Source organism: Polaribacter sp. IC066, from assembly GCF_007997085.1.
GTDB lineage: Bacteria > Bacteroidota > Bacteroidia > Flavobacteriales > Flavobacteriaceae > Polaribacter.
The window spans coordinates 39143-60510 of record NZ_VORR01000006.1 but is presented as its reverse complement, the minus strand read 5'-3'; the positions used below and the strand labels follow the sequence as shown (position 1 = coordinate 60510).

Annotated in this window: 20 protein-coding genes; 15 read left to right on the top strand and 5 right to left on the bottom strand. The window is 30.3% G+C overall.

Features of this window, described 5'->3' with window-relative positions; all coding sequences use genetic code 11:
* Positions 1 to 3 precede the first annotated feature (3 nt).
* Together ES044_RS03145 and ES044_RS03140 are read left to right on the top strand one after the other, a co-directional pair.
* On the top strand, positions 4 to 1131 hold the full coding sequence (locus tag ES044_RS03145) for an acyltransferase family protein (protein WP_147119661.1): 1128 nt from the start codon (positions 4 to 6) through the stop codon (positions 1129 to 1131).
* 48 nt (positions 1132 to 1179) lie between these two features.
* Positions 1180 to 3078, top strand: coding sequence for an amidophosphoribosyltransferase (locus ES044_RS03140; protein ID WP_147119660.1), 1899 nt, complete (start codon positions 1180 to 1182; stop codon positions 3076 to 3078).
* A 248-nt stretch (positions 3079 to 3326) separates the two neighbouring features.
* Here ES044_RS03140 and ES044_RS03135 read toward each other — a convergent pair whose 3' ends face one another.
* On the bottom strand, positions 3327 to 3935 hold the full coding sequence (locus tag ES044_RS03135) for a superoxide dismutase (RefSeq protein WP_147186881.1): 609 nt from the start codon (positions 3933 to 3935) through the stop codon (positions 3327 to 3329).
* Positions 3936 to 4048: 113 nt separating this feature from the next.
* Positions 4049 to 5059 (bottom strand): class 1 fructose-bisphosphatase, encoded by a 1011-nt coding sequence (gene fbp, locus ES044_RS03130; protein ID WP_147119658.1) that lies wholly within the window; start codon positions 5057 to 5059, stop codon positions 4049 to 4051.
* A 180-nt stretch (positions 5060 to 5239) separates the two neighbouring features.
* On the opposite strand from fbp, the gene ES044_RS03125 reads away from it, so the two are divergent.
* From ES044_RS03125 to ES044_RS03115, 3 genes are all read left to right on the top strand, one after another.
* Entirely contained in the window at positions 5240 to 5725 is a 486-nt protein-coding gene (locus tag ES044_RS03125) for a GNAT family N-acetyltransferase (protein ID WP_147119657.1), read from the top strand.
* A 168-nt stretch (positions 5726 to 5893) separates the two neighbouring features.
* Positions 5894 to 7147: an aspartate kinase gene (locus tag ES044_RS03120; protein ID WP_147119656.1), complete on the top strand. Its 1254-nt coding sequence runs from the start codon at positions 5894 to 5896 to the stop codon at positions 7145 to 7147.
* Positions 7148 to 7202: 55 nt separating this feature from the next.
* Entirely contained in the window at positions 7203 to 9008 is a 1806-nt protein-coding gene (locus ES044_RS03115) for a GNAT family N-acyltransferase (protein WP_147119655.1), read from the top strand.
* Positions 9009 to 9127: 119 nt separating this feature from the next.
* Here the strand turns inward: ES044_RS03115 and ES044_RS03110 are convergent, their stop codons facing one another.
* On the bottom strand, positions 9128 to 9685 hold the full coding sequence (locus ES044_RS03110) for a hypothetical protein (RefSeq protein WP_147186879.1): 558 nt from the start codon (positions 9683 to 9685) through the stop codon (positions 9128 to 9130).
* 837 nt (positions 9686 to 10522) lie between these two features.
* Between ES044_RS03110 and ES044_RS03105 the strand changes: the two genes are divergently transcribed.
* Entirely contained in the window at positions 10523 to 10870 is a 348-nt protein-coding gene (locus ES044_RS03105; RefSeq protein WP_147119511.1) for a phage holin family protein, read from the top strand.
* A 107-nt stretch (positions 10871 to 10977) separates the two neighbouring features.
* Here ES044_RS03105 and ES044_RS03100 read toward each other — a convergent pair whose 3' ends face one another.
* Together ES044_RS03100 and ES044_RS03095 are read right to left on the bottom strand one after the other, a co-directional pair.
* Complete coding sequence (locus ES044_RS03100; protein ID WP_147119510.1) at positions 10978 to 11943, bottom strand: L-threonylcarbamoyladenylate synthase; 966 nt, start codon at positions 11941 to 11943, stop codon at positions 10978 to 10980.
* A 57-nt stretch (positions 11944 to 12000) separates the two neighbouring features.
* The gene (locus tag ES044_RS03095) at positions 12001 to 12417 is read right to left on the bottom strand and encodes a cation transporter (RefSeq protein ID WP_147119509.1); all 417 of its coding nucleotides are present in this window, start codon (positions 12415 to 12417) and stop codon (positions 12001 to 12003) included.
* Positions 12418 to 12554: 137 nt separating this feature from the next.
* Between ES044_RS03095 and ES044_RS03090 the strand changes: the two genes are divergently transcribed.
* The 9 genes from ES044_RS03090 (at position 12555) to moaA (ending at position 21187) form a co-directional block, all read left to right on the top strand.
* The gene (locus ES044_RS03090) at positions 12555 to 13430 is read left to right on the top strand and encodes a DMT family transporter (protein WP_147186877.1); all 876 of its coding nucleotides are present in this window, start codon (positions 12555 to 12557) and stop codon (positions 13428 to 13430) included.
* A gap of 459 nt (positions 13431 to 13889) precedes the next feature.
* Positions 13890 to 14387 carry a 50S ribosomal protein L21 gene (rplU, locus tag ES044_RS03085; protein ID WP_147119507.1) on the top strand — a complete coding sequence of 166 codons (498 nt, stop codon included), beginning with the start codon at positions 13890 to 13892 and terminating at the stop codon, positions 14385 to 14387.
* A 27-nt stretch (positions 14388 to 14414) separates the two neighbouring features.
* Positions 14415 to 14675, top strand: coding sequence for a 50S ribosomal protein L27 (gene rpmA, locus ES044_RS03080; RefSeq protein ID WP_147119506.1), 261 nt, complete (start codon positions 14415 to 14417; stop codon positions 14673 to 14675).
* Positions 14676 to 14805: 130 nt separating this feature from the next.
* Positions 14806 to 16725, top strand: coding sequence for a sensor histidine kinase (locus ES044_RS03075; protein WP_189663277.1), 1920 nt, complete (start codon positions 14806 to 14808; stop codon positions 16723 to 16725).
* Positions 16726 to 16811: 86 nt separating this feature from the next.
* Complete coding sequence (locus tag ES044_RS03070) at positions 16812 to 17534, top strand: LytR/AlgR family response regulator transcription factor (protein WP_147119504.1); 723 nt, start codon at positions 16812 to 16814, stop codon at positions 17532 to 17534.
* A gap of 207 nt (positions 17535 to 17741) precedes the next feature.
* Positions 17742 to 18986, top strand: coding sequence for a 3-deoxy-D-manno-octulosonic acid transferase (locus ES044_RS03065; RefSeq protein ID WP_147119503.1), 1245 nt, complete (start codon positions 17742 to 17744; stop codon positions 18984 to 18986).
* Positions 18987 to 19162: 176 nt separating this feature from the next.
* On the top strand, positions 19163 to 19720 hold the full coding sequence (locus ES044_RS03060; protein ID WP_147119502.1) for a YeeE/YedE family protein: 558 nt from the start codon (positions 19163 to 19165) through the stop codon (positions 19718 to 19720).
* A 60-nt stretch (positions 19721 to 19780) separates the two neighbouring features.
* Complete coding sequence (locus tag ES044_RS03055; protein WP_147186876.1) at positions 19781 to 20194, top strand: YeeE/YedE thiosulfate transporter family protein; 414 nt, start codon at positions 19781 to 19783, stop codon at positions 20192 to 20194.
* Positions 20195 to 21187, top strand: coding sequence for a GTP 3',8-cyclase MoaA (gene moaA / locus ES044_RS03050; RefSeq protein WP_147119500.1), 993 nt, complete (start codon positions 20195 to 20197; stop codon positions 21185 to 21187).
* The last annotated feature ends 181 nt before the right edge of the window (positions 21188 to 21368 follow it).

Below are 21368 nucleotides of genomic sequence, written 5' to 3'. Positions count from 1 at the left end.
AAAATGGCTGCAAACCGCGATCTTAAATTGTATTTTCCTAATCTTAATGGTTTACGATTTATTGCGGCTTTTTTTGTAATTATTAATCATACAGAACAACTTAAAGTATTCTATCATCTTGGTGATGGAATACTTTCTGATTTTACAAGAAATATTGGTAAATTAGGGGTTATGCTATTCTTTGTGTTAAGTGGCTTTTTAATTACTTATTTACTTATAACTGAAGAACGTTTAACGGGTGCAATACACACTAAAAAATTTTATATAAGACGTTTTTTAAGAATACTACCTGTATACGTTTTATTAATAGTTGTGGTGTTTTTTATGCTTCACAATTTTTCTTTTTGGGATATTCCTCGGATGAAAAATCCTTTAGATAACAATTTTATAAGCATACTTTTTTTACATATTTTTTTAATACCTAATGTAGCAACAGCTGTTTATGGTTTTATACCTTACATTGCCCAGGCTTGGTCTATTGGTACAGAAGAACAATCCTATTTAATGTGGCCTGTTTTATTAAAAAAATTTAAAAAGCACAGACTTGCATTAATGATCAGTATTGTTGTTTTCCATTTTATGGTGAGGGTATTGTTTTCTCATAAATTATTTATCGCTATTCCTTTTAGAGATGTGATTTATAAATTTTGGATGCATTTTAACATAGACTCAATTGCAATCGGCAGTGTTTTTGCTATTTTACTATGCAATAAAAATCGTGGTTTAAAGTATCTTTTAAATACCAATCTCTTTTATTTTGTAGTGTTTTTTACAGGTACACTTCTTATTTTAGGAGTAAGAATTCCTTATTTTCAGTATCAATTTTATTCCTTTTTATTCGGGTTGATTATTATAAACTTAGCCGTGAATAAAGAGTTGAAAAACGTTTTAGAATATAAGGTTCTTAATTATTTAGGTAAAATATCTTACGGAATTTATATGTATCATTTTATTGTTTTAATTCCGGTTTTAATGTTTGTTTCTAATATTAATTTAGAGAACAATATATTAATTTATAGTTTAGTGTTGAGTACAACAATAGCAATATCATCTCTTTCATATCATTATTTTGAATCTTTTTTCTTAAAGAGAAAAATTAAATATTCTTATATTAAAAGTGGTGAATTATAATTTTATGATGAAAATAAAAATCAATCAAAATCAAAAACACACAATTAAATGAGCGACGCAATAAAACATGAATGTGGCATAGCATTGGTTAGATTAAAAAAGCCATTACAATTTTATAAAGATAAATATGGTTCTGCTTTTTACGGAATTAATAAAATGTATTTATTAATGGAAAAGCAGCACAATCGCGGACAAGATGGTGCTGGTTTTGCTAGTGTAAAATTTAACGTAGCTCCTGGAACTCGTTATATTAGTAGAGTTCGTTCTAATCAAGCGCAGCCTATACAAGATATTTTTGCCCAAATTAATGGTCGTTTAAACGGTGTTTTAGAACAGAATCCTGATAAAAAAGACGATGTAAAATGGCAGGAAGAGAATATGCCTTACGTTGGTAATTTGTTTCTAGGACATGTTCGTTATGGTACTTTTGGTAAAAACTCTATAGAAAGTGTGCATCCATTTTTGCGCCAAAGTAACTGGAAACATCAAAATTTAATTGTTGCTGGGAACTTTAACATGACCAATTCTAAACAAATGTTAGAAGAATTGGTCGAGTTAGGGCAACACCCAAAAGAGTCTACAGATACAGTAACGGTTATGGAGAAAATTGGGCATTTTTTAGAAGATGAAGTGGCTAAATTATATCAGCAAGCAAAGAAAAAAGGGTTTAATAAGAAAAATTCATCACCGTATATAGAAGAAAATTTAAGTCTTAAAAAAGTATTGAAAAGATCTTCTAAAAACTGGGATGGTGGTTATGCAATGGCAGGTTTAGTGGGGCATGGAGACGCTTTTGTTTTGAGAGATCCAAACGGAATTAGACCTACTTTTTTTTATGAAGATGACGAGGTTGTCGTGGTAGCGTCAGAAAGACCTGTTATTCAAACGGTATTTAATGTAAAAATTGAAGACGTTCAAGAACTAACAAGAGGACACGCTTTAATTATTAAAAGAAGCGGAAAAGTTTCTATTAAAAAAGTCATAGAACCTAGAGAAAATAAAGCCTGTTCTTTTGAGCGTATTTATTTTTCTAGAGGAAGTGATGCTAGTATTTATGAAGAGCGTAAGAATTTAGGAAAATATGTGTTTCCAAAAATTTTAAAATCAATTGATTCAGATATTTCAAATACTGTTTTTTCTTTTATTCCTAACACTGCAGAAACTTCGTTTTATGGAATGACAGAGGCTGCTGAAGATTTGTTAAATCAGCAAAAAACAGCAAAAATTCTGGAAGGCGGATCTAATTTATCTGCAGAAAAAGTAACAGAAATTTTATCAGAAAGACCACGTTTTGAAAAAATAGCGATTAAAGACGCAAAATTAAGAACTTTTATTGCAGATGATAGTTCACGCGATGATTTGGTAGAACATGTTTATGATATTACGTATGGTGTTGTAAAACCCACCGATAATTTAGTAATTATTGATGACAGTATTGTTCGTGGTACAACACTTAAAAAAAGTATCATTAGAATTTTAGACAGATTAGAGCCCAAGAAAATTGTAGTGGTTTCTTCTGCTCCACAAATTAGGTATCCAGATTGTTACGGAATTGATATGGCAAGAATCGATGCTTTTATTGCCTTTAAAGCGGCTTTAGAGCTTTTGAAAGATCATGATAAATACCATATTGTAGACGATGTTTATAAAAAATGTATCGCGCAGAAATCGAAAGCAGATGCTGAAATTATAAATCACGTAAAAGATATTTATAGTCCTTTTACAGCAGAAGAGATTTCTGCTAAAATTGCAGAAATGCTAAAAACCGCAGATATTAAAGCAGAAGTAGAGGTTATTTATCAATCTATAGAAGGGTTGCATAAAGCTTGCCCTGATCATTTAGGAGATTGGTATTTTACAGGAGATTACCCAACACCTGGTGGTCATAGAGTCGTAAATCAGGCATTTATAAATTTCTATGAAGGGAGTGATAAAAGAGCTTATTAAGGTAGAAAAGAGACGCAAGATAAAAAGAAGTAAGAATCAAGATTAAAAGAGGCAAGAATTAAGAGCCAAGAGTCAAGTGGTAAGACAAAAAGATTGATGATAACTTTTCTTTGATCTTCTCGTATCGTTTTTACAATATTTCAAATAAAAAAAGCATCCAATATATTGGATGCTTTTTTTATAAGATTTTAGCACATCATTCTTAACTATAAAAGGCAAGAGTGAAATACCAAAAGTAACTGTGTTACTTATTTTGCGTCTGCATATCTTTTTTCAACTTCGTTCCAGTTAATAACATTAAAAAATGCATTAATATAATCTGGTCTTCTGTTTTGGTAGTTTAAGTAATATGCATGTTCCCAAACATCCAATCCTAAAATAGGAGTTCCTCCACAAGAAACACCTGGCATTAAAGGATTATCTTGATTTGGTGTAGAACAAACTTCTACTTTTCCGCCTTTGTGCACACATAACCAAGCCCAACCTGAACCAAATTGTGTTGCTGCAGCGTTAGAAAAAGCTTCCATAAATGTTTCTTTCGAACCATAAGCCGCTTCAATAGCGTCTTTTAATTCTCCAGATAAATATCCTTTTCCTTCTGGGTTCATTACTGACCAAAATAACGAGTGGTTAAAAAACCCACCTCCATTATTTCTAACAGCGGCATTACTCATATCTAAATTAGCAAGAATATCTTCGATAGATTTTCCTTCTAAATCTGTACCTGCAACAGCAGCATTTAATTTTGTTGTATATCCGTTATGATGTTTTGAATGGTGTATTTCCATTGTTCTAGCATCAATATTTGGTTCTAATGCATCATATGCATATCCTAATTCTGGTAATTCAAAAGCCATAGTTTTTATATTTTTTATTGGTTAAATTTATAATTTCAGTACAAATTTAATACATTATAAATGCTTTAACAAGCAGATACCGTTTTGATAATTGATAGTGATATAAAGATGATTTATTCACCATACTTCTGCATAAAAGCTTCTAACTCATTCACCATGTTTTTACTACCACATATAAAAGGTACTCTTTGGTGTAATTCTGTGGGCTCAACATCCATAGTTCTCTTATAACCGTCAGAAGATTTTCCGTTGGCTTGTTCTGCTATAAATGCCATTGGGTTGCATTCATATAACAAACGTAATTTTCCGTTTGGATTTCTAGAACCTTTTGGGTACATATAAATACCACCTTTAATCATGTTTCTATGAAAGTCAGATACTAAAGAACCAATATATCTACTTGTATAAGGCCTGTCGTCTTGCTCTTCTTGGCAATATTTAATATATTTTTTAACACCTAAAGGGAAATCCATGTAATTTCCTTCGTTTACAGAGTAAATACTCCCGTCTTCAGGGAACTCCATATTTGGGTGTGATAAATAAAAAGTACCAATTGCTGGGTTTAATGTAAAACCATTTACACCATCTCCAGTAGTATATACAATCATTGTAGAAGTGCCGTAAACCACATAACCAGCGGCAACTTGTTCGCTTCCTTTTTGTAAAAAATCTTCTAGTTCAACAGGTTGGCCTATTGGCGTTACACGGCGGTAAATAGAAAAAATAGTTCCTACAGAAACGTTTACATCAATGTTAGATGAGCCATCTAACGGATCTATTAAAACAACATATTTGTTTTGATGATTTCCGTTAATACTATTAATACTTATAAAACTGTCTTCTTCTTCACTTGCAATACCACAAACAATATTTCTTCTGGTTAATGTTTGTATAAACTTCTCATTAGCGTACACATCTAACTTTTGTTGGTCTTCACCTTGAATGTTTGTATCCCCAAAAGCACCAATAATATCAACCAAACCTGCTTTGTTTACTTCGTGATTTACCACTTTTGCAGCCAATCTTATAGAATTTAATAAGCTAGATAGTTCGCCAGAACTATACCTAAAAGCATGTTGATTTTCGATAATAAATTCGCCTAATGTTTGTTTTTTTACAGTCATTATATGGATATGGTTAGTTTTAACAAATATCTAATTTTTTTAAATAATTACTGTCCTTTTCTGTCCGTTTTTAGTTAAATAATTACATTATTTTTAAACAAATGAAAATTAACTGTGTAAAATCTTTAAATATTTTTAGGCGATTTCAAAAAAACTATCTTTGAACAAAATTTAAATACAATGGGTTTTATTATAAGAAAAGGAACAGAAAAAGATATGCAATCTGCACATAATTTAATTACAGAACTGGCTGTTTTTGAGAAAGAGCCCGATGCTGTAGAAATTACAGTTGATGATTTGATAAAAGACGGATTTTCTGACGCACCAAAGTTTAAGATTTTTGTAGCAGAGGAAGAAAATACTATTATTGGCATTGCCTTATTTTACGAGCGATATTCTACATGGAAAGGAAAAACAATTCATTTAGAAGATTTAATGGTTACCGAAAGCAAACGAAAATTAGGCGCTGGTAAAGGATTATACACCGCCGTTTTAAAATACGCTTATGAGAATAACTTTAACAGAGTTGCTTGGGAAGTAATTGATTGGAATACCAATGCAATTGACTTTTATAAAAGTACAGGCGCTACATATTTACATGATTGGTCTGTGATACAAATGAATAAAGAGAATTTAGCAAAATTTATGCGTAAAACGCAAGTTTAAAAATCATTTAGTGATTTAATTAAATTAGTAAGCAAAACTAATCTTGCTTTTTTAGCGGAATTAAATAGTTATCAAAATTTATATAAAATAATAAGTAACAAATAAAGTTTGATGATTACTTGTTTCAGAGTGATATATCGAAAATTTGTTTAACATAAATAATTAAAAATGAAAATTTTTAAATTTGGTGGTGCATCGATAAAAGATGCAGAAGGTGTAAAAAATGTAGCTTCTATTATTAAAACCGAAGGCGCAAAAGATACGTTAGTGGTTATTTCTGCCATGGGCAAAATGACTAATGCTTTTGAAGAGGTCGTAGCTTCTTATTATAATAAGGTAGCTGATTTACCAAGTAAATTAAACTTTATCGATGAATATCATAGAAAAATTATGAGTTCGCTGTTTGATAAAGAAGATACTATTTATAAAGATGTTGATATCCTTTTTGGTGAATTAGGGTGGTTTTTAGCTAGAAATACATCGCAAAGATTTAATTATGTGTATGATCAAATTATTTGTTTTGGAGAGCTTTTATCAACCAGAATAGTAAGTGCCTATTTAGAGAAAATAGGGCAGGAGAATGTGTGGTTTGATGTGCGTAATTTTATAAAAACCGATAGTAATTATAGAGATGCTAAAGTAGATTGGCAACTAACAGAAGAGATTATTACTGCAAAAGTAGACGTTCATAAAATAAACATTACACAAGGTTTTATAGCTGCCAATGATACAGAAAACACCACCACTTTAGGGAGGGAAGGATCTGATTATACGGCAGGTATTTTTGCCTATTGTTTAAATGCAGAGAGTGTAACTATTTGGAAAGATGTAGAAGGTGTTTTAAATGCAGACCCAAGAGTTTTTTCAGAAACTACGTTGTTAGAGCAAATTTCTTATGAAGAAGCTATTGAAATGGCTTTTTATGGTGCCTCTGTAATTCATCCTAAAACATTACAACCATTAGAGAGAAAAGATATTCCGTTATTGGTACGTTCGTTTATCAACCCAAAAGAAAGCGGAACAAAAGTTACTAAAGGAACAAGATTAGTGCCTTATATTCCTTGTTTTATTGTGAAGAAAAATCAGATTTTAGTATCGATTGCTGCGTTAGATTTCTCTTTTATGGTAGAGAATAATATCAGTTTTATTTTTCAGAAATTACATGATTATCAATTGAGGGTAAATTTAATTCAGAATTCGGCGTTGAGTTTTTCTGTTTGTATCGATGATAAGTTTGGCAATTTTGATGCCTTTTACAACGAATTAAAAAAACAGTTTAAAATTGATGTTCAGAAAAAAGTAGATTTATATACGGTGCGTCATTTTGATGAAAGTGCAGTTAGAATGATTGGAGAAAAAGGAACATCTTTATTAACGCAGGTAAATAAGGAAACTTCACAAATTGTTGTGAATCCGAATTAAAAAAGTTCAATTTCGTTTTTTTTACTATTTTTACAGCTCGTTCTAATTAAGAATCATGGCATTAGTAACCTCAAAAGAAATTGCACACGTTATTGGTGTACAGAAATTTGGTTTTTTAGGAACCTTTTTAGGTTGGCTGTTGGTACGGATACTTCGCATTGATAAGATCAATAGAATTTACGAAAAAAATAAAGATAAAGCTGATTTAGTTTTTTTAAATAGTGTTTTGGATGATTGCAAAATTAAATTCGAAATACCCGAAGAAGATCTAAAAAGAATACCAAAAGACGGGGCTTTTATTACAATTTCTAATCATCCCTTAGGCGGAATTGATGGCGTACTATTATTGAAACTTTTAATTGAAAAAAGAGCCGATTATAAAATAATTGCCAATTTTTTATTGCATAGAATAACACCTTTAAGACCATACGTAATGCCTGTAAATCCTTTTGAAACCAGAAAGGATGCACAATCTAGTATTGCCGGAATTAAAAGTGCATTAGTGCACGTACGAGAAGGGAAACCATTGGGTATTTTTCCAGCAGGAGAGGTATCTACCTATAAAGACGGTAAATTAAAGGTGGATAAACCTTGGGAAGAAGGCGCTGTTCGTTTGATAAAAAAAGCAAACGTTCCGGTAATTCCTATTTATTTTCACGCAAAAAATAGTCGTCTTTTTTATGTTTTATCAAAAATTTCAGATACGTTAAGAACTGCTAAATTGCCATCAGAAGTAATCTCTCAAAAAGGTAGCGTTATAAAAGTAAGAATAGGAAAACCAATTTCCGTAAAAGACCAAGACGAGTTTAAAGAGATTCCTGCTTTTTCTGACTTTTTAAGGAGAAAGACGTACATGTTGGCAAATCCTTTTGAAAAAAAATCAAACATCTTATCAACCGAAAAAATAAAAATAAAGAAATCTGCTAAAACAATCGCATCTCAAAGAAATGTAGATTCCTTTAGTAAAGAAGTGGCCGCTTTAAGAGAACATAATGGCAAACTGCTAGAAAGTAAAAATTACGAAGTCTTTTTTTGTAATGCTAAAGACATTCCTAATTTGTTGCATGAAATAGGCAGATTGCGCGAAATTACGTTCAGAGAAGTTGGTGAGGGTACAAATAAAGCAATAGATTTAGATGTATACGATACCTATTACCATCATTTATTTTTGTGGGATCATGTAGCGAATTGTTTGGTGGGTTCTTATAGAATGGGTCTCGGAAAAGAAATTTTTAAGAAACACGGAATTAATGGATTCTACGTACAAACTTTATTCAAAATAGAGCCAGAACTGCATAAAATGATGGAGAATACCATAGAAATGGGGCGTGCTTTTATCATTAAAGAATACCAACAAAAACCATTGCCGTTGTTTTTGCTTTGGAAAGGAATTGTGCATGTAACGTTGCGATATCCAGCATATAGTTATTTAATGGGCGGTGTTTCTATCAGTAATCAGTTTTCAGATTTTTCTAAATCGTTGATGATTGAGTTTATGAAATCTCATTATTACGATCCCTATATTGCGCAATACATTCATCCGAAGAAAGAATACAAGGTAAAGTTAAAAGATACAGACAAAGATTTTGTGTTTGATGCGACAAAAGCAGACATGCAAAAGTTTGACAAAATTATTGATGAATTGGAACCTGGAGTTTTAAGAATTCCGGTTTTATTAAAGAAATATGTAAAACAAAATGCACGTTTGGTGGCTTTTAATGTAGATCCTAAATTTAACAATGCGGTAGATGGTTTGATGTATATAAAAGTAGCCGACATACCAGAAAGTACAGTAAAACCGGTAATGGAAGAGTTTCAGGCGGAATTAGAACGCAAAGTTGCAGAGCTTCAGAATAAATAGTTCTTTGGGTTTTTCGAGTATTTTAAACTTGACAGGACGCCAATAATAATTTATAATAAAAAGGTTGAATAATGATAAGTTATTCAACCGATTTATGAAGTAATAAATTATGTAAGACTTTATTCTGCTTGCACCGGTGCAACAGAACCAAGATCTAATGCTATTGAGAGATTGTCGTACCAGGTTTGGGTACGTACAATTTTATTGTCTTTTATTACAAATGCACTATGAAATGGTAAATTATAAGTATAGTCGCTATTATTTAAATTTGCACTATAATTTCCCCAAACGTGCACCCATTCTCCAGCTAAGTTTCCTTCATTTACTCGTAAAGATGTAGTAGCAATAATTCCTGAATCCTGATTGCTTCTGGCTTTGTAAATATTATCCCAGTATTGTATAACGCCTTTAATATCTAATGAATCTTTGCTAGAAGGGCCGTAATTCATAAAACCATCTCCAACCAGGCTTTTTGCCGTTTCTTGGTCGTTGGTTAAAAGGGCATTTATATACGAACTAACAATCTTTACATTTGTTTCTTCATTCGGACTTACTTCGTAAGCGGCCAATTCTTTTGGCGTTTCAGCGGCAGCTACTTTGGGTTGGCAGGAATACAACATAGTGCTAATTGCTAGCAATAATAAGCCATAACGTGTAAAATTTTTAATACTGTTCATGGTAAAAGGTTTTTAGTTGTTAATTGTTACTTTTTTTAAGTAACTCATTTACAGGGTACTAATTAATTAGTTGTGTGGGTCTTTAAATACTTGTTTTGTTAATTCTATTGATTCTCGGAATATCTAGTTTCTGATATTTGGGGTTTTTAGAATATTGAATAGCCAAATATTATGGAGAATGTTTTATAACTTGAACGCCAGGCTAAATAGCCACTTAAAATTTCTCTACGCCATCAATATCGTATTTATAAACTATATTTATCATTGTGTTTGGATACAACTCTAAATGCTAGATTAACCCTAGAGTTGATTTCTAAATCAGATGCAGATTCAAAATAAATATTGGTTTTTTATCGTATCTTACACCATTAGAGCGCTCGCTAAAGGCATCAATATTTATAGTGTTTTTTATGTATTTCGAGTAGTTTTGAATACCAAATTCTCTAACAGTTTTTATGCCTATTTTTTTAGACTCATTTTGTTTTGTGGGTTTGTATTCAAATTCGGTTGGGCTATTTTGCCAATCTAAATTTTTTATGAAATAATTAATTCTTTGATTGTTAGGTACTATCCTTTTTCAAAAGAAATTTGAATAAACAATTAAGGTTTAAAGTTGCTGTTAAAATAATGAATAGTTGCTTTTTGATTTATTTTTATAAATGCTAGTATGATATTGTCCTGATTTTTAATGGATTTAGAAATAAATGAGTATTATTGATCATAATTAAATCTCAATTTTTTAGTTTAGACACAAACTAAATTATTTATAAAATCTGCCAAAAAAGCAATTTTACTATTTGGTACAGTTTTAGCAATTAAATAATAAAATTAGAGTGTATGAAAATCTTTTTAAAAATTTTATTAACGGCTTTAGCAGTTGTTATTCTGGCTAATATTTTACCAGGAATAAAAGTTGCAGGCTATTTTTCTGCAATTACGGTGGCAATAGTAATTGCACTATTAAACATGTTTGTTCGTCCGCTTTTGGTGTTTTTTACGCTACCAGCAACGTTAGTAACTTTTGGATTATTTTTATTTGTAATTAATGCAATTATTATTTTATTGGCAGATCAATTAATAGATGGTTTTGTAGTTTCGAGCTTTTTTGCTGCTTTCTTTTTCAGTATTTTACTTTCTATATTTAGGTCTTTTTTGTTTTCACTGCTAAAAGAAGAGCATAAATAACGAACGTAAATTAATGAGGCCTTTGTTGTTTTTTTAAACGAATTAAGATAAATAAGCTTATTGTAAATTTTTTAGCAACTTTACAAAATCTTTTAAATGAAATACGTTTATAAAGAAGTAAAAGAAGCGCGTTGTAAGCGATCATTCATCGAGTTTCCCAAACCTTTTTCTGGCAGTTTTTCTGCGATAATTATATCTAAATCTAAATGATCTAATTGATGCAAGCTATCATATAATTTTGACGCTGCTTCCTGATAATTAGCGGTGGTTGATAAAATAATTTCAGTAGTAATTTTATCACTTTTACAAGGAGTATCAAAAGCCAAAACACCAATTTTTTTATTGGGATGCTTTTTAATTTCATTTAAAATTGAAGAAGTTAAAACCGTTTGTGTTTTTGGCGAATAATGTTTGTCTAACATTCCAGGTGCATCCGGGTGCTCTTCTTTCTTGTTTTTGATCTTAATTGTGCCAACAACAGCTTCAATATCTTCTATAGATAAAGCACCTAATCGGTAAATAATCGGCTCGCCATTTTCAAAACCAATAATGGTAGATTCTATACCGTTTATGCAAGCACCACCATCTAAAACCATTTTAATGTCATTTTTAAAATAACGCTCAACATGTTCGGGCTTTGTAGGGCTAATATGATTAAATGGATTGGCACTTGGTGCTGCCAAAGGAAAAGGCAGTTTTTTTAATAAGTCTAAAGTTACAGGATGATTAGGCACACGCACTGCAACGGTATCTTTGCCTGCTGTGATAATACTAGGAATGTTTTTGTTCTTCTTTAAAACCAAAGTCATAGCACCTGGCCAAAAAGTATCGGCTAATAACTTTGCTTTTTCAGGAACTTCAGACACGATATCACTTAAAACATCAACTGAAGAAATATGAACAATTAAAGGGTTGAAAAAAGGTCTTTTTTTTGTTTCAAAAATACGCTGAATTGCTTTTTCACTAAAGATGTTTCCTGCTAAACCATATACAGTTTCTGTTGGGATGGCGACTAATTCTTCATTTGATAGAAGCGCAATTGCTTTTTGGATGTCTTTAGAAATGATGCTCATAAATGGTAGTACAATACAACTATAATTTATTTTCTTACAGTAGCTTTAAAACTAAAATTAAGCTTTTTTATCTTTACAACAGCTCATTGTACAATCTTCTTTGCATGCCATTTTTTCTGATTTCATTTCGCATTTTTCTTTGCAAGCATCAGAGCAAGTATGTTTTTTTTTAGAACTTTCAGAAGCTTTGTATAAGTCGCCACCAGCAATACCATCTACAAAAGCAATTAAATCTTTTTTAGAGGTTGAATTTGCATCGAATTCAATATTAGCAATACTATCATTAAAGATTACTTTGGCGTTTAAAACGCCTTCTTTTTTAGATAATTTAGATTGAATGGTTTTTGCACAACCAATTTCACAGGTCATTCCAGAAATTGCTAAAGAAAGACTTTCTTTTTTTATTTCTTTTTCACACCCTATTAAAATAAAACATGCAATTGCTATTGAGAATATTATTTTTTGTGTTTTCATAAGAATAAATTTATCGGTATTTAAAACGCTACAAAAAGGTGTACTATTTTTTAGTATTAAATTATAGTACAAATTTATTAATAAAAACACGGGTATTTAAATAATTGTTAGATTTTTGCAAAAATTTAACCTCACTTATGAATCAACAACAACAAAAATGGTTGTATTTAATTTTACTCTCTTTAGTTTGGGGTAGTTCTTTTATCTTAATGAAAAAGGCTTTAATCGGTTTAACACCAATTCAGGTAGGCGCTTTAAGAATGATTGTTACGGCAGTTTTTTTACTTTCGGTTGCTTTTCCTTCCTTAAAAAAGATTCAAAAAAAACATTACAAACACATCGTCTATACAGCACTTGCGGGTACTTTTATTCCTGGGTTTTTATTTGCATTTGCAATTACACACATAGATAGCTCTATTGTTTCTATTTTAAATTCTTTAACGCCGTTTTATACTTTAATTTTAGGGTCGTTAATTTTTGGTTTTGCTTTTAAAAAAACACAATTATATGGAATTTTAATTGGCTTGGTAGGAACTTTAATTCTAATTTTAAACGGAGCTGCCTTAAATCCTAATCAGAATTACTGGTTTGCTTTTTTAATTATTATTGGTTCTATCGGGTATGCTTTAAATGCAAATATGATTAAGAAATATTTGAGTGATGTAAGCGCGCTAGCCATTGTAACGGGTAATTTTTTAGTGTTACTTGTACCCGCAATTATCGTTTTAAGTTTTACAGATTTCTTTACTACGTTTGATGTAAAAGATGATGTTCTAATGAGGTCTTTGGTCTATTTAGTTATTTTATCGATTGTAGGTACTGGCATTGCAAAGACTATCTACAATAAATTAGTGCATATTTCAGATCCTATTTTTTCATCGTCAGTGGCATATCTAATTCCTTTAGTAGCCATTTTTTGGGGATTTTTAGATGGTGAAAAATTGAGTTATGTTCAAATAGTATCGGGTGTTATTATTCTATTTGGAGTTTATATGGTAAATAAGAAAAAGTAGTTTTTTATTCTTAAAAGATAAGAAAGACGAGAAGAGATAAAACAAAAAACAAGAAACAAAAAGGACAAGATAAATTCACTTTTGTCTGATAAGAAAGGATAAAGGAAGCGATGTAGAATATTGAGTTTTACATAATTTTTGGGTTTGGAGTGAGTTTTTTAAATTTTAAACTTGATAAATTTATCTTTTAGAAATAAGAAACCTATAAATAGTGGGCAGAAAATAAATCTTGGTTATTTAGAGACAGAATTAATCGCTTAAGTATCGTAAAAAAGTACATTTGACTCGATTAAATAGTTGTGTTTACATTTGATTAATAGTTTTTATTACATTTATCTTGGTTTTTTTAGTAAATTTATAAACAGCAATATTGTAACATTAGAAAAAACATGTATATTTGCAACCGCATTTTCAGTAAGTTAAGTGCACTAATAAGTAGAAATACGCAAAACTAAAAGTATGTACGCAATCGTAGAGATGGCAGGGCAGCAGTTTAAAGTTGCAAAAGACCAAAAGGTATACGTTCATCGTTTACAAGGAGAAGCAGGATCAAAAGTTACTTTTGATAATGTTCTTTTACTTGATGACGCTGGTAATGTAACTATTGGCGCCCCAGCTATAGAAGGAGCTTCAGTAACAGCTCAAATTCTAAATCACCTAAAAGGTGATAAAGTAATCGTCTTCAAGAAGAAAAGAAGAAAAGGTTATATTAAGAAAAATGGACACCGACAGTATTTAAGTGAGATTCAAATTGAATCTATCACAACTACTGGTGCTAAAAAATCAGCAGAAAAAGAAGTTGCTCCGAAAGAAGAAGCTAAAGCTGAAGTACAAGAAGCTACAACAGATTATAGTTCTATGACTGTTGCAGAATTAAAAGAAGCTGCAAAAGAAAAAGGAATCTCTGGATATACCTCTTTAAAAAAGGCTGAATTAATAGAAGCTTTAACTAAATAAAAATTTCAATTTTAAAACCATAACATCATGGCACATAAAAAAGGAGTAGGTAGTTCGAAAAATGGTAGAGAATCAGAATCGAAACGTCTAGGAGTAAAAATATTTGGAGGACAGGCTGCAATTGCAGGCAATATTATTGTTCGTCAAAGAGGAACAACACACAATCCAGGAGACAACGTTTACATGGGTAAAGATCATACTTTACATGCAAGAGTTGACGGAGTTGTTGAATTCCGTAAGAAAAAAGACAACAGATCTTATGTATCTATAACTCCATTTGAGGTATAGTAAATTCGATTTTTTAAATTTAAAACGCTCAAATCAATAAGTTGGTTTGAGCGTTTTTTTTGTTTTAAAAAAGATATTGTTGTTTTTCTCAATTTCTTTAATTAGATTTATGGCTCTATTGACTAGCCGTATGAAAACCCCCTGCACAATATTTTTTTTTCTAATTACGCTCACTTCTTATTCGCAATCTGCAAAAAAAATAGATAAGTATATCCAAAAAGTAGAAAATTTTATTATTTACAATCAACCTGATTCTGCTTCTTTTTATTTAAAAAAACTACAAGATAATTCGTATACAGCTGTATTGTCTAGAATTATTAAGAACAAAGAAGTTACGTATGCAGAGTATGAAGAATTTACTTCAAAATTAGCAGATTATCAAATAATAGACTACGAGTTTATTAGCAACTACATTAACAGAGCGGTTAAGAAACCAATTGATAGCAAGAACATAAATTTAGAGTATGTATATCTTAAATGGGTTCAAATCTCTGATTTAAGAGATGAAGCAACTTTAGAAGCAGCGTCGTCTGAACAGAGTAAGCTAGAGGATTATATTGATAAATTTGACAAAACAGATAAAGATGTTTTAAAGGCAGAAACAAGAATTAAAACACATCCTATTGTGATGTTTTTAATTGAGAAAGACCTAGAAAATGCAAAGGAACTAGTCTTAAAAAGCTTAAAAATATCGGAAGATTTAGAAGAAATTGAGCTACAAATTTACTTCTTATATCACTATGCAGAAGTTTTGGTTTTAGAACGTAAGCTAGATGAATTCATTAAAACGAATGAACGTTGTTTACTGTTAGAAGAAAAATTACCCAAAAGAAGTGCCTATTATTATTTTATTGTTGCGAATCTTATAAATGCTTATATTTATAAAGGAGGTAATAATGAAAGGGCTGTTATACTTTTAGATGAACTTTACAATAGCTCTTCGAAGAATATAACTTATATTTATTACGCTCAATTAATCTCGAATTTAGATAAAAACGCTATCTTAAAAAAAGAAATATTAGATAAATTTCAAGCACAAGATGTATCCGATTTAGCGTCTAAATTTATAAAATTAGGCAATCGCCTTAATCCTAATGATTCTTTTAAACTTGTAAACATGAACTCGAAAGCTTTAGCGGCTCATGGTTTTTATACAGAAGCTATTGCTTACAAGGAAAAAGCGATAGAGATTATAAGAAAAATATATTCAGAAGACCTCTCTAAATCTTTAGCGAAATATAAAACAGAACAAGCTTTAAAAGTTAAAGAAACCGAAATTAGTAGAGAAAAAGAAAAAACAAAATTATATAGTATAATTGCATCCTTATTTTTTGTCTTGTTATTAATAACACTTTTAGTTTTAGTAAAAATAAGAAATCAATCAAAAGAATTATCTTCTAAAAATCAGCTTATAAATGATGCTTTAATTGAAAAAGAGTTGCTGATAACAGAAGTACATCATAGAGTAAAAAATAATTTTCAAATAATATCAAGTTTATTAGAATTACAGTCAGAAGGTATAGAAGATAAAAAAGCATTAGAACTTATTAACCAAAGCCAAGATAGGGTAAAATCGATGGCATTAATTCATCAAAAATTATACAGAAATGAAAGTGGTTTGATAGACTTTAACGAGTATACTAGTTTATTAATTAAGGAAATTTCATTTGTATATCAATTGAATGTAAAAGTTGATACCACAATTAAAATAGAAAATGTTTTTTTTGATGTAGATACTGCTATTCCTTTAGGTTTGATTATCAATGAAATAATTACAAATGCTTATAAATATGCCTTTAAAAACGATAAAGAAAACGTGCTCTTTATATCTATTCATCAAGAAGAAGATAAAGACTATAAGCTTGTAATCGAAGATAATGGGTTGGGCATTTCTAATAGTTTTCAAATAGAAGAAGCCAAAAGTACAGGTTTAAAGCTGGTGAAAAGATTGGTAAGGCAATTACAAGGTAGTCTTGAGCTATTGATAAAGCATGGGACAAGGTTTGAAATAATCTTTAAAGATTCTAATAAAAGAAAATGTAGAGAATAAAATCTTACAATTTAAAAGCATGCAATCAGAACACTTTGGATTGATTGGTATTGTTGTTTTGCTGCTTTTTAATCTTAACAAAGAAAATGAGGAAAATAAAGATTTTGGTAGTAGAAGACGAAATTATCATTGCTGATAATATTTGCAGTGCTTTAAGAGGTTTAGGATATGAAACGTTAGAGCCAGCTTTAAGTTATGGCGAAGCTCTGGAAACTATTAAAAACGAAAAGCCAGATATTGCCATTTTAGATATTTATTTATCAGGAACTAAAACGGGCATAGATATTGCAAAAAAAATTAGAGATTTTTACGATTTTCCTTTTATTTTTTTAACTGCAAACTCCGATATAGCAACGTTAAATTTAGCCAAAGAGGTGCTGCCAACCGCCTATTTAATTAAACCTTTTTCTAAACCAGAATTGTTTACTTCTATAGAAATAGCACTGCATAATTTCTCGAAAGGTGTCGGTAAAATTGATGATAACAAAGTTATTATCAAAGATTCTTTATTTATTAAGGAAAAAGGTGTGTATAATAAAATTATTTTTGATGACATACTGTACTTAAAAAGTGCGCATGTTTATATAGAAATCATACATACCAATAATCATAAATTATTGATTAGAACAAGTTTAAACGATATTATAAGCAAATTAGATCAAAACTTTATTAGAATTCATAGAGGTTATATTGTGAATGTAAAATACATTGAACAGATAATGACTAAATCAATTAAAATTAAAGATGTTATACTCCCAATTGGCAAAAAGTATCACGATGAATTAATAAATAAAATTAATTTTTTATAAACTATTCATTTTCAGAACATAAAAAATGGTGTTCAGAACAATTTTTTAAAACGTATGTATATTTCCTATATCTTTAACGTATTAATAGCATATAAATTTTACGTTGGGGGACGTTCTATTTTATAGTCGTTATTACAGAAAAGTTACTTAGAAATGAGTAACTTTTTTTTATGATGAATACTCTTTCATTTTCGTACTTTTACCGCTATGACTTTTTTGTACAATGCAGCTGTTTTTTTAGCAAAAATTTTATTAGATATAATTGCGCTATTCAATAAAAAAATAAAACTTTTTGTTAACGGTAGAAAAGAAACATTCCATAAAGTAGCCGATTTAAAGAAGTATAAAACGATTTGGTTTCACGCGGCTTCTTTAGGTGAATTTGAGCAAGCAAGGCCTCTTATAGAAGCGTTAAAAAAGAATTATAGCCAATATAAAATATTAGTTACTTTTTTTTCTCCATCTGGCTATGAAGTAAGAAAAGACTATCATTTAGCAGATGTAATTTGTTATTTGCCTTTAGATTCTAAATCGAATGCAATAAAATTTATAGAAGAGGTAAAACCGACGGTAGCAATTTTTATAAAGTATGAGTTTTGGCCAAATATTTTAAATGAACTAAAAAGAAAGGAAGTTCCAACAATTTTAGTGTCTGGTATTTTAAGAGAAAAACAACTATTTTTTAAAGGTTATGGCGGTTTTATGAGAAAATCTCTAGAGGCGTTTCATCACTTTTTTGTGCAAGATGAAAATTCTAAAGATTTGTTAAACTCCATCAGTTTTAAAAATGTAACAGTTGCCGGAGATACTCGTTTTGATCGCGTTTCTAAAATTTTAGAACAAGATAATTCGCTTAATTTTATTTCTGAATTTAAGAACAAACAATATACGCTGGTTGCAGGAAGTACTTGGAAAGAAGATGAAGCGTTATTGGTAAATTATATCAATAACGAAGCTTCAGAAAACGAGAAATTTATCATTGCGCCACACAATATTAAAAATGAGGCTATTTTAGAACTCCAGAAATCAATCAATAAAAGAACTGTTTTATATTCTGAATTTCAGAAAACTCAATTTTATGGAAATTTAAAAGAGTGTCAAGTTTTTATTATTGATACTATTGGTATTTTAACGAAAATTTACGCAATTGCAGATGTTGCTTATGTTGGTGGAGGTTTAAAAACAGGATTGCATAATATTTTAGAACCAGCGACTTTCGGAATACCTATTTTAATAGGAAATAATTATACTAAATTTAAAGAAGCTATAGATTTGGTAAATATTGGAGGATGTATTTCAGTTAAAAATCAAAAAGAATTCACAAAGAATCTCGACATTTTAAAGAATGACGAGAATTTTAGAAAGTTAACAGGAATCATTAATAAAAGATATATCGAAAATCATCTTGGCGCAACAAAATTAATTATGAATTATTTAAAAGATAAAATTTAATTTAAAATAGAACAAATGCTATTTTTGCGTTATCCAAAAAGATAATGAAATCAAAATAGAGTCAGATTAAAGATAGATAACGAAGCAATAAAGTAAAGAGTCTTAATTTTTGAACTTAAAATTCTCCAGATAATTCCTCTAAATTAAAAGAAAATCAATACAAAATTAAATAGATTATGGATTTTATATTAGAACCTTGGCCTTGGTATATTGGCGGACCGTTAATAGCAATTTCATTATTGCTATACTTTTATTTCGGAAAGAATTTTGGGGCATCTACAAATTTTGAAACGCTTTGTACTATGGCTGGCGCAGGTAAAGTTTCTGACTATTTTAAAAAAGATTGGAAAGAACGCGATTTTGCATTAATGTTCGTAGTAGGACTCATTATAGGTGGTTTTATTTCCGCTATGTATTTAATTCCGAATCAAGCAATCGATTTGAGCCCGACAACGGTTCAAGAGCTTACCGATTTAGGGTTTGTAAATGTTGGGAATCAGTACTTTCCTGATGAGATTTTTGGAGCAGATGCATTTTCATCACTTAAAGGATTTTTAATTTTGATAGTTTCAGGCATTTTAATTGGTTTCGGAACACGCTATGCTGGCGGTTGTACTTCTGGTCACGCAATTACAGGTTTAAGTAGTTTACAATTACCATCTTTATTAGCTGTAATTGGCTTTTTTATTGGCGGAATTATTGCGACTTGGTTTATAATTCCAATGCTTTTTTAATTAATTTAAGATCGTTCCTGCAAGGTTTCAATACCCTTGTCGGTATAAAAATATATTCAAATGAAAAATATTAAATTTTTAATACTCGGTATCTTTTTTGCTATCGTTTTAAGTAAAACACAAGCCATTTCTTGGTGTCGATTTTATGAAATGTTCAAATTTCAATCTTTTCATATGTTCGGCATTATTGGGGGTGCTGTCGTAATATCGATGGTTTTTATGCAATTGTTTAAAAGCGGAAAAATTAAAGACATTAACGGGAATAAAATTATTCCGAAACCTAAAAAGAAAGGATTTATCAGTACTATTTTAGGAGGAACATTTTTTGGCCTTGGTTGGGGAATTTCAGGAGCTTGTGCAGCACCTATTTTTGTGATTCTTGGGTTTAAATTAATTCCCGCACTTATTTTATTAGCGGGTGCACTTTTAGGTGCTTTCTTTTATGGATTGATCAGTAAAAAATTACCAAACTAAATGAGTAGATTAAAAGATAATTTCGGGCGACAAATAGAATACGTGAGATTGGCGGTTACAGACCGTTGTAATTTACGTTGCCAATATTGTATGCCAGCGCAAGGAATCGATATTGTACCAAGACAAGAATTACTTACTTTTAAAGAAATGTACCGTTTAATTCGTGTATTAACAGAATTAGGGGTGAATAAAGTACGTTTAACAGGTGGTGAGCCTTTTGTGCGTAAAGATTTTGTAGGGTTTTTAGAAATGTTGTCGCATAACGATTTGTTAGATGCCATTAATATTACTACAAACGGCGCTTTGATTTCTCAACATATTTCAAAAATCGAACAACTAGAAAAAGTAAAACATATTAACTTAAGTATTGATAGTTTAGATCGAGAAAAATTCGCAAAAATAACAAGAAGAGATGCTTTTCCCGAAGTTTATAAAACTTTAGAATTATTAGAAAAAAGTAGGTTAAATTTAAAACTGAATGTTGTTGTGCAGTCTGGTATTAATACAGATGAAATTGTAGATTTTGTGAGGTTCACAAAAGATAAAAATGTGGCTGTCCGTTTTATTGAAGAAATGCCTTTTAACGGAAAAGGACAACGTGAAATGGAAGAAAACTGGACGTTTAGAAAAATTTTAGAAGAGATAAAAACCGAATTTGATGTGAAGGAAATTCAGTCTGAAAAATCATCAACATCAAGAAATTATGCAATCGATAATCATTTAGGAACTGTGGGCATTATTCCTGCTTTTACAAGAACTATTTGCAACGACTGTAACCGAATTAGAATTACATCTACCGGTACTTTTAAAAATTGTTTGTTTGATGATGGCGTATTTAATTTGCGAGATTTTATAAGAAAAGGAGCAAGTAATGAGGATTTAAAAGAACTGTTTTTAAGTTTGATAAAAGAAAAACCAGAAAATGGTTTTATTGCAGAAGCAAATCGTAAAGACGGTGGTGCTTCAGAAAGTATGAGCACGATTGGTGGGTAAAGCCATTTTAATTTTCCTGTTCGACTGCGCTTAGTATAAACTTTACAATAAATATTCTAGGGTTTTGACCGATGTATCTATAATTGCTGCGAAGACAGAAATCTATAATAAGTCATTTCTTCAAAAAAATAAAAATCAAAATTTATGAACCCTATTTTTTTTGGTGCAAATAATCACTATA

Coding starts and splice junctions, on each gene's coding strand:
- ES044_RS03070 (WP_147119504.1), top strand. CDS start 16,812: ATGAGGAAAATAAAGATTTTGGTAGTAGAAGACGAAATTATCATTGCT.
- ES044_RS03090 (WP_147186877.1), top strand. CDS start 12,555: ATGAATCAACAACAACAAAAATGGTTGTATTTAATTTTACTCTCTTTA.
- rplU (WP_147119507.1), top strand. CDS start 13,890: ATGTACGCAATCGTAGAGATGGCAGGGCAGCAGTTTAAAGTTGCAAAA.
- ES044_RS03075 (WP_189663277.1), top strand. CDS start 14,806: ATGAAAACCCCCTGCACAATATTTTTTTTTCTAATTACGCTCACTTCT.
- ES044_RS03110 (WP_147186879.1), bottom strand. CDS start 9,685: ATGAACAGTATTAAAAATTTTACACGTTATGGCTTATTATTGCTAGCA.
- fbp (WP_147119658.1), bottom strand. CDS start 5,059: ATGACTGTAAAAAAACAAACATTAGGCGAATTTATTATCGAAAATCAA.
- ES044_RS03055 (WP_147186876.1), top strand. CDS start 19,781: ATGAAAAATATTAAATTTTTAATACTCGGTATCTTTTTTGCTATCGTT.
- moaA (WP_147119500.1), top strand. CDS start 20,195: ATGAGTAGATTAAAAGATAATTTCGGGCGACAAATAGAATACGTGAGA.
- ES044_RS03100 (WP_147119510.1), bottom strand. CDS start 11,943: ATGAGCATCATTTCTAAAGACATCCAAAAAGCAATTGCGCTTCTATCA.
- rpmA (WP_147119506.1), top strand. CDS start 14,415: ATGGCACATAAAAAAGGAGTAGGTAGTTCGAAAAATGGTAGAGAATCA.
- ES044_RS03120 (WP_147119656.1), top strand. CDS start 5,894: ATGAAAATTTTTAAATTTGGTGGTGCATCGATAAAAGATGCAGAAGGT.
- ES044_RS03105 (WP_147119511.1), top strand. CDS start 10,523: ATGAAAATCTTTTTAAAAATTTTATTAACGGCTTTAGCAGTTGTTATT.
- ES044_RS03140 (WP_147119660.1), top strand. CDS start 1,180: ATGAGCGACGCAATAAAACATGAATGTGGCATAGCATTGGTTAGATTA.
- ES044_RS03125 (WP_147119657.1), top strand. CDS start 5,240: ATGGGTTTTATTATAAGAAAAGGAACAGAAAAAGATATGCAATCTGCA.
- ES044_RS03095 (WP_147119509.1), bottom strand. CDS start 12,417: ATGAAAACACAAAAAATAATATTCTCAATAGCAATTGCATGTTTTATT.
- ES044_RS03060 (WP_147119502.1), top strand. CDS start 19,163: ATGGATTTTATATTAGAACCTTGGCCTTGGTATATTGGCGGACCGTTA.
- ES044_RS03135 (WP_147186881.1), bottom strand. CDS start 3,935: ATGGCTTTTGAATTACCAGAATTAGGATATGCATATGATGCATTAGAA.
- ES044_RS03145 (WP_147119661.1), top strand. CDS start 4: ATGGCTGCAAACCGCGATCTTAAATTGTATTTTCCTAATCTTAATGGT.
- ES044_RS03065 (WP_147119503.1), top strand. CDS start 17,742: ATGACTTTTTTGTACAATGCAGCTGTTTTTTTAGCAAAAATTTTATTA.
- ES044_RS03115 (WP_147119655.1), top strand. CDS start 7,203: ATGGCATTAGTAACCTCAAAAGAAATTGCACACGTTATTGGTGTACAG.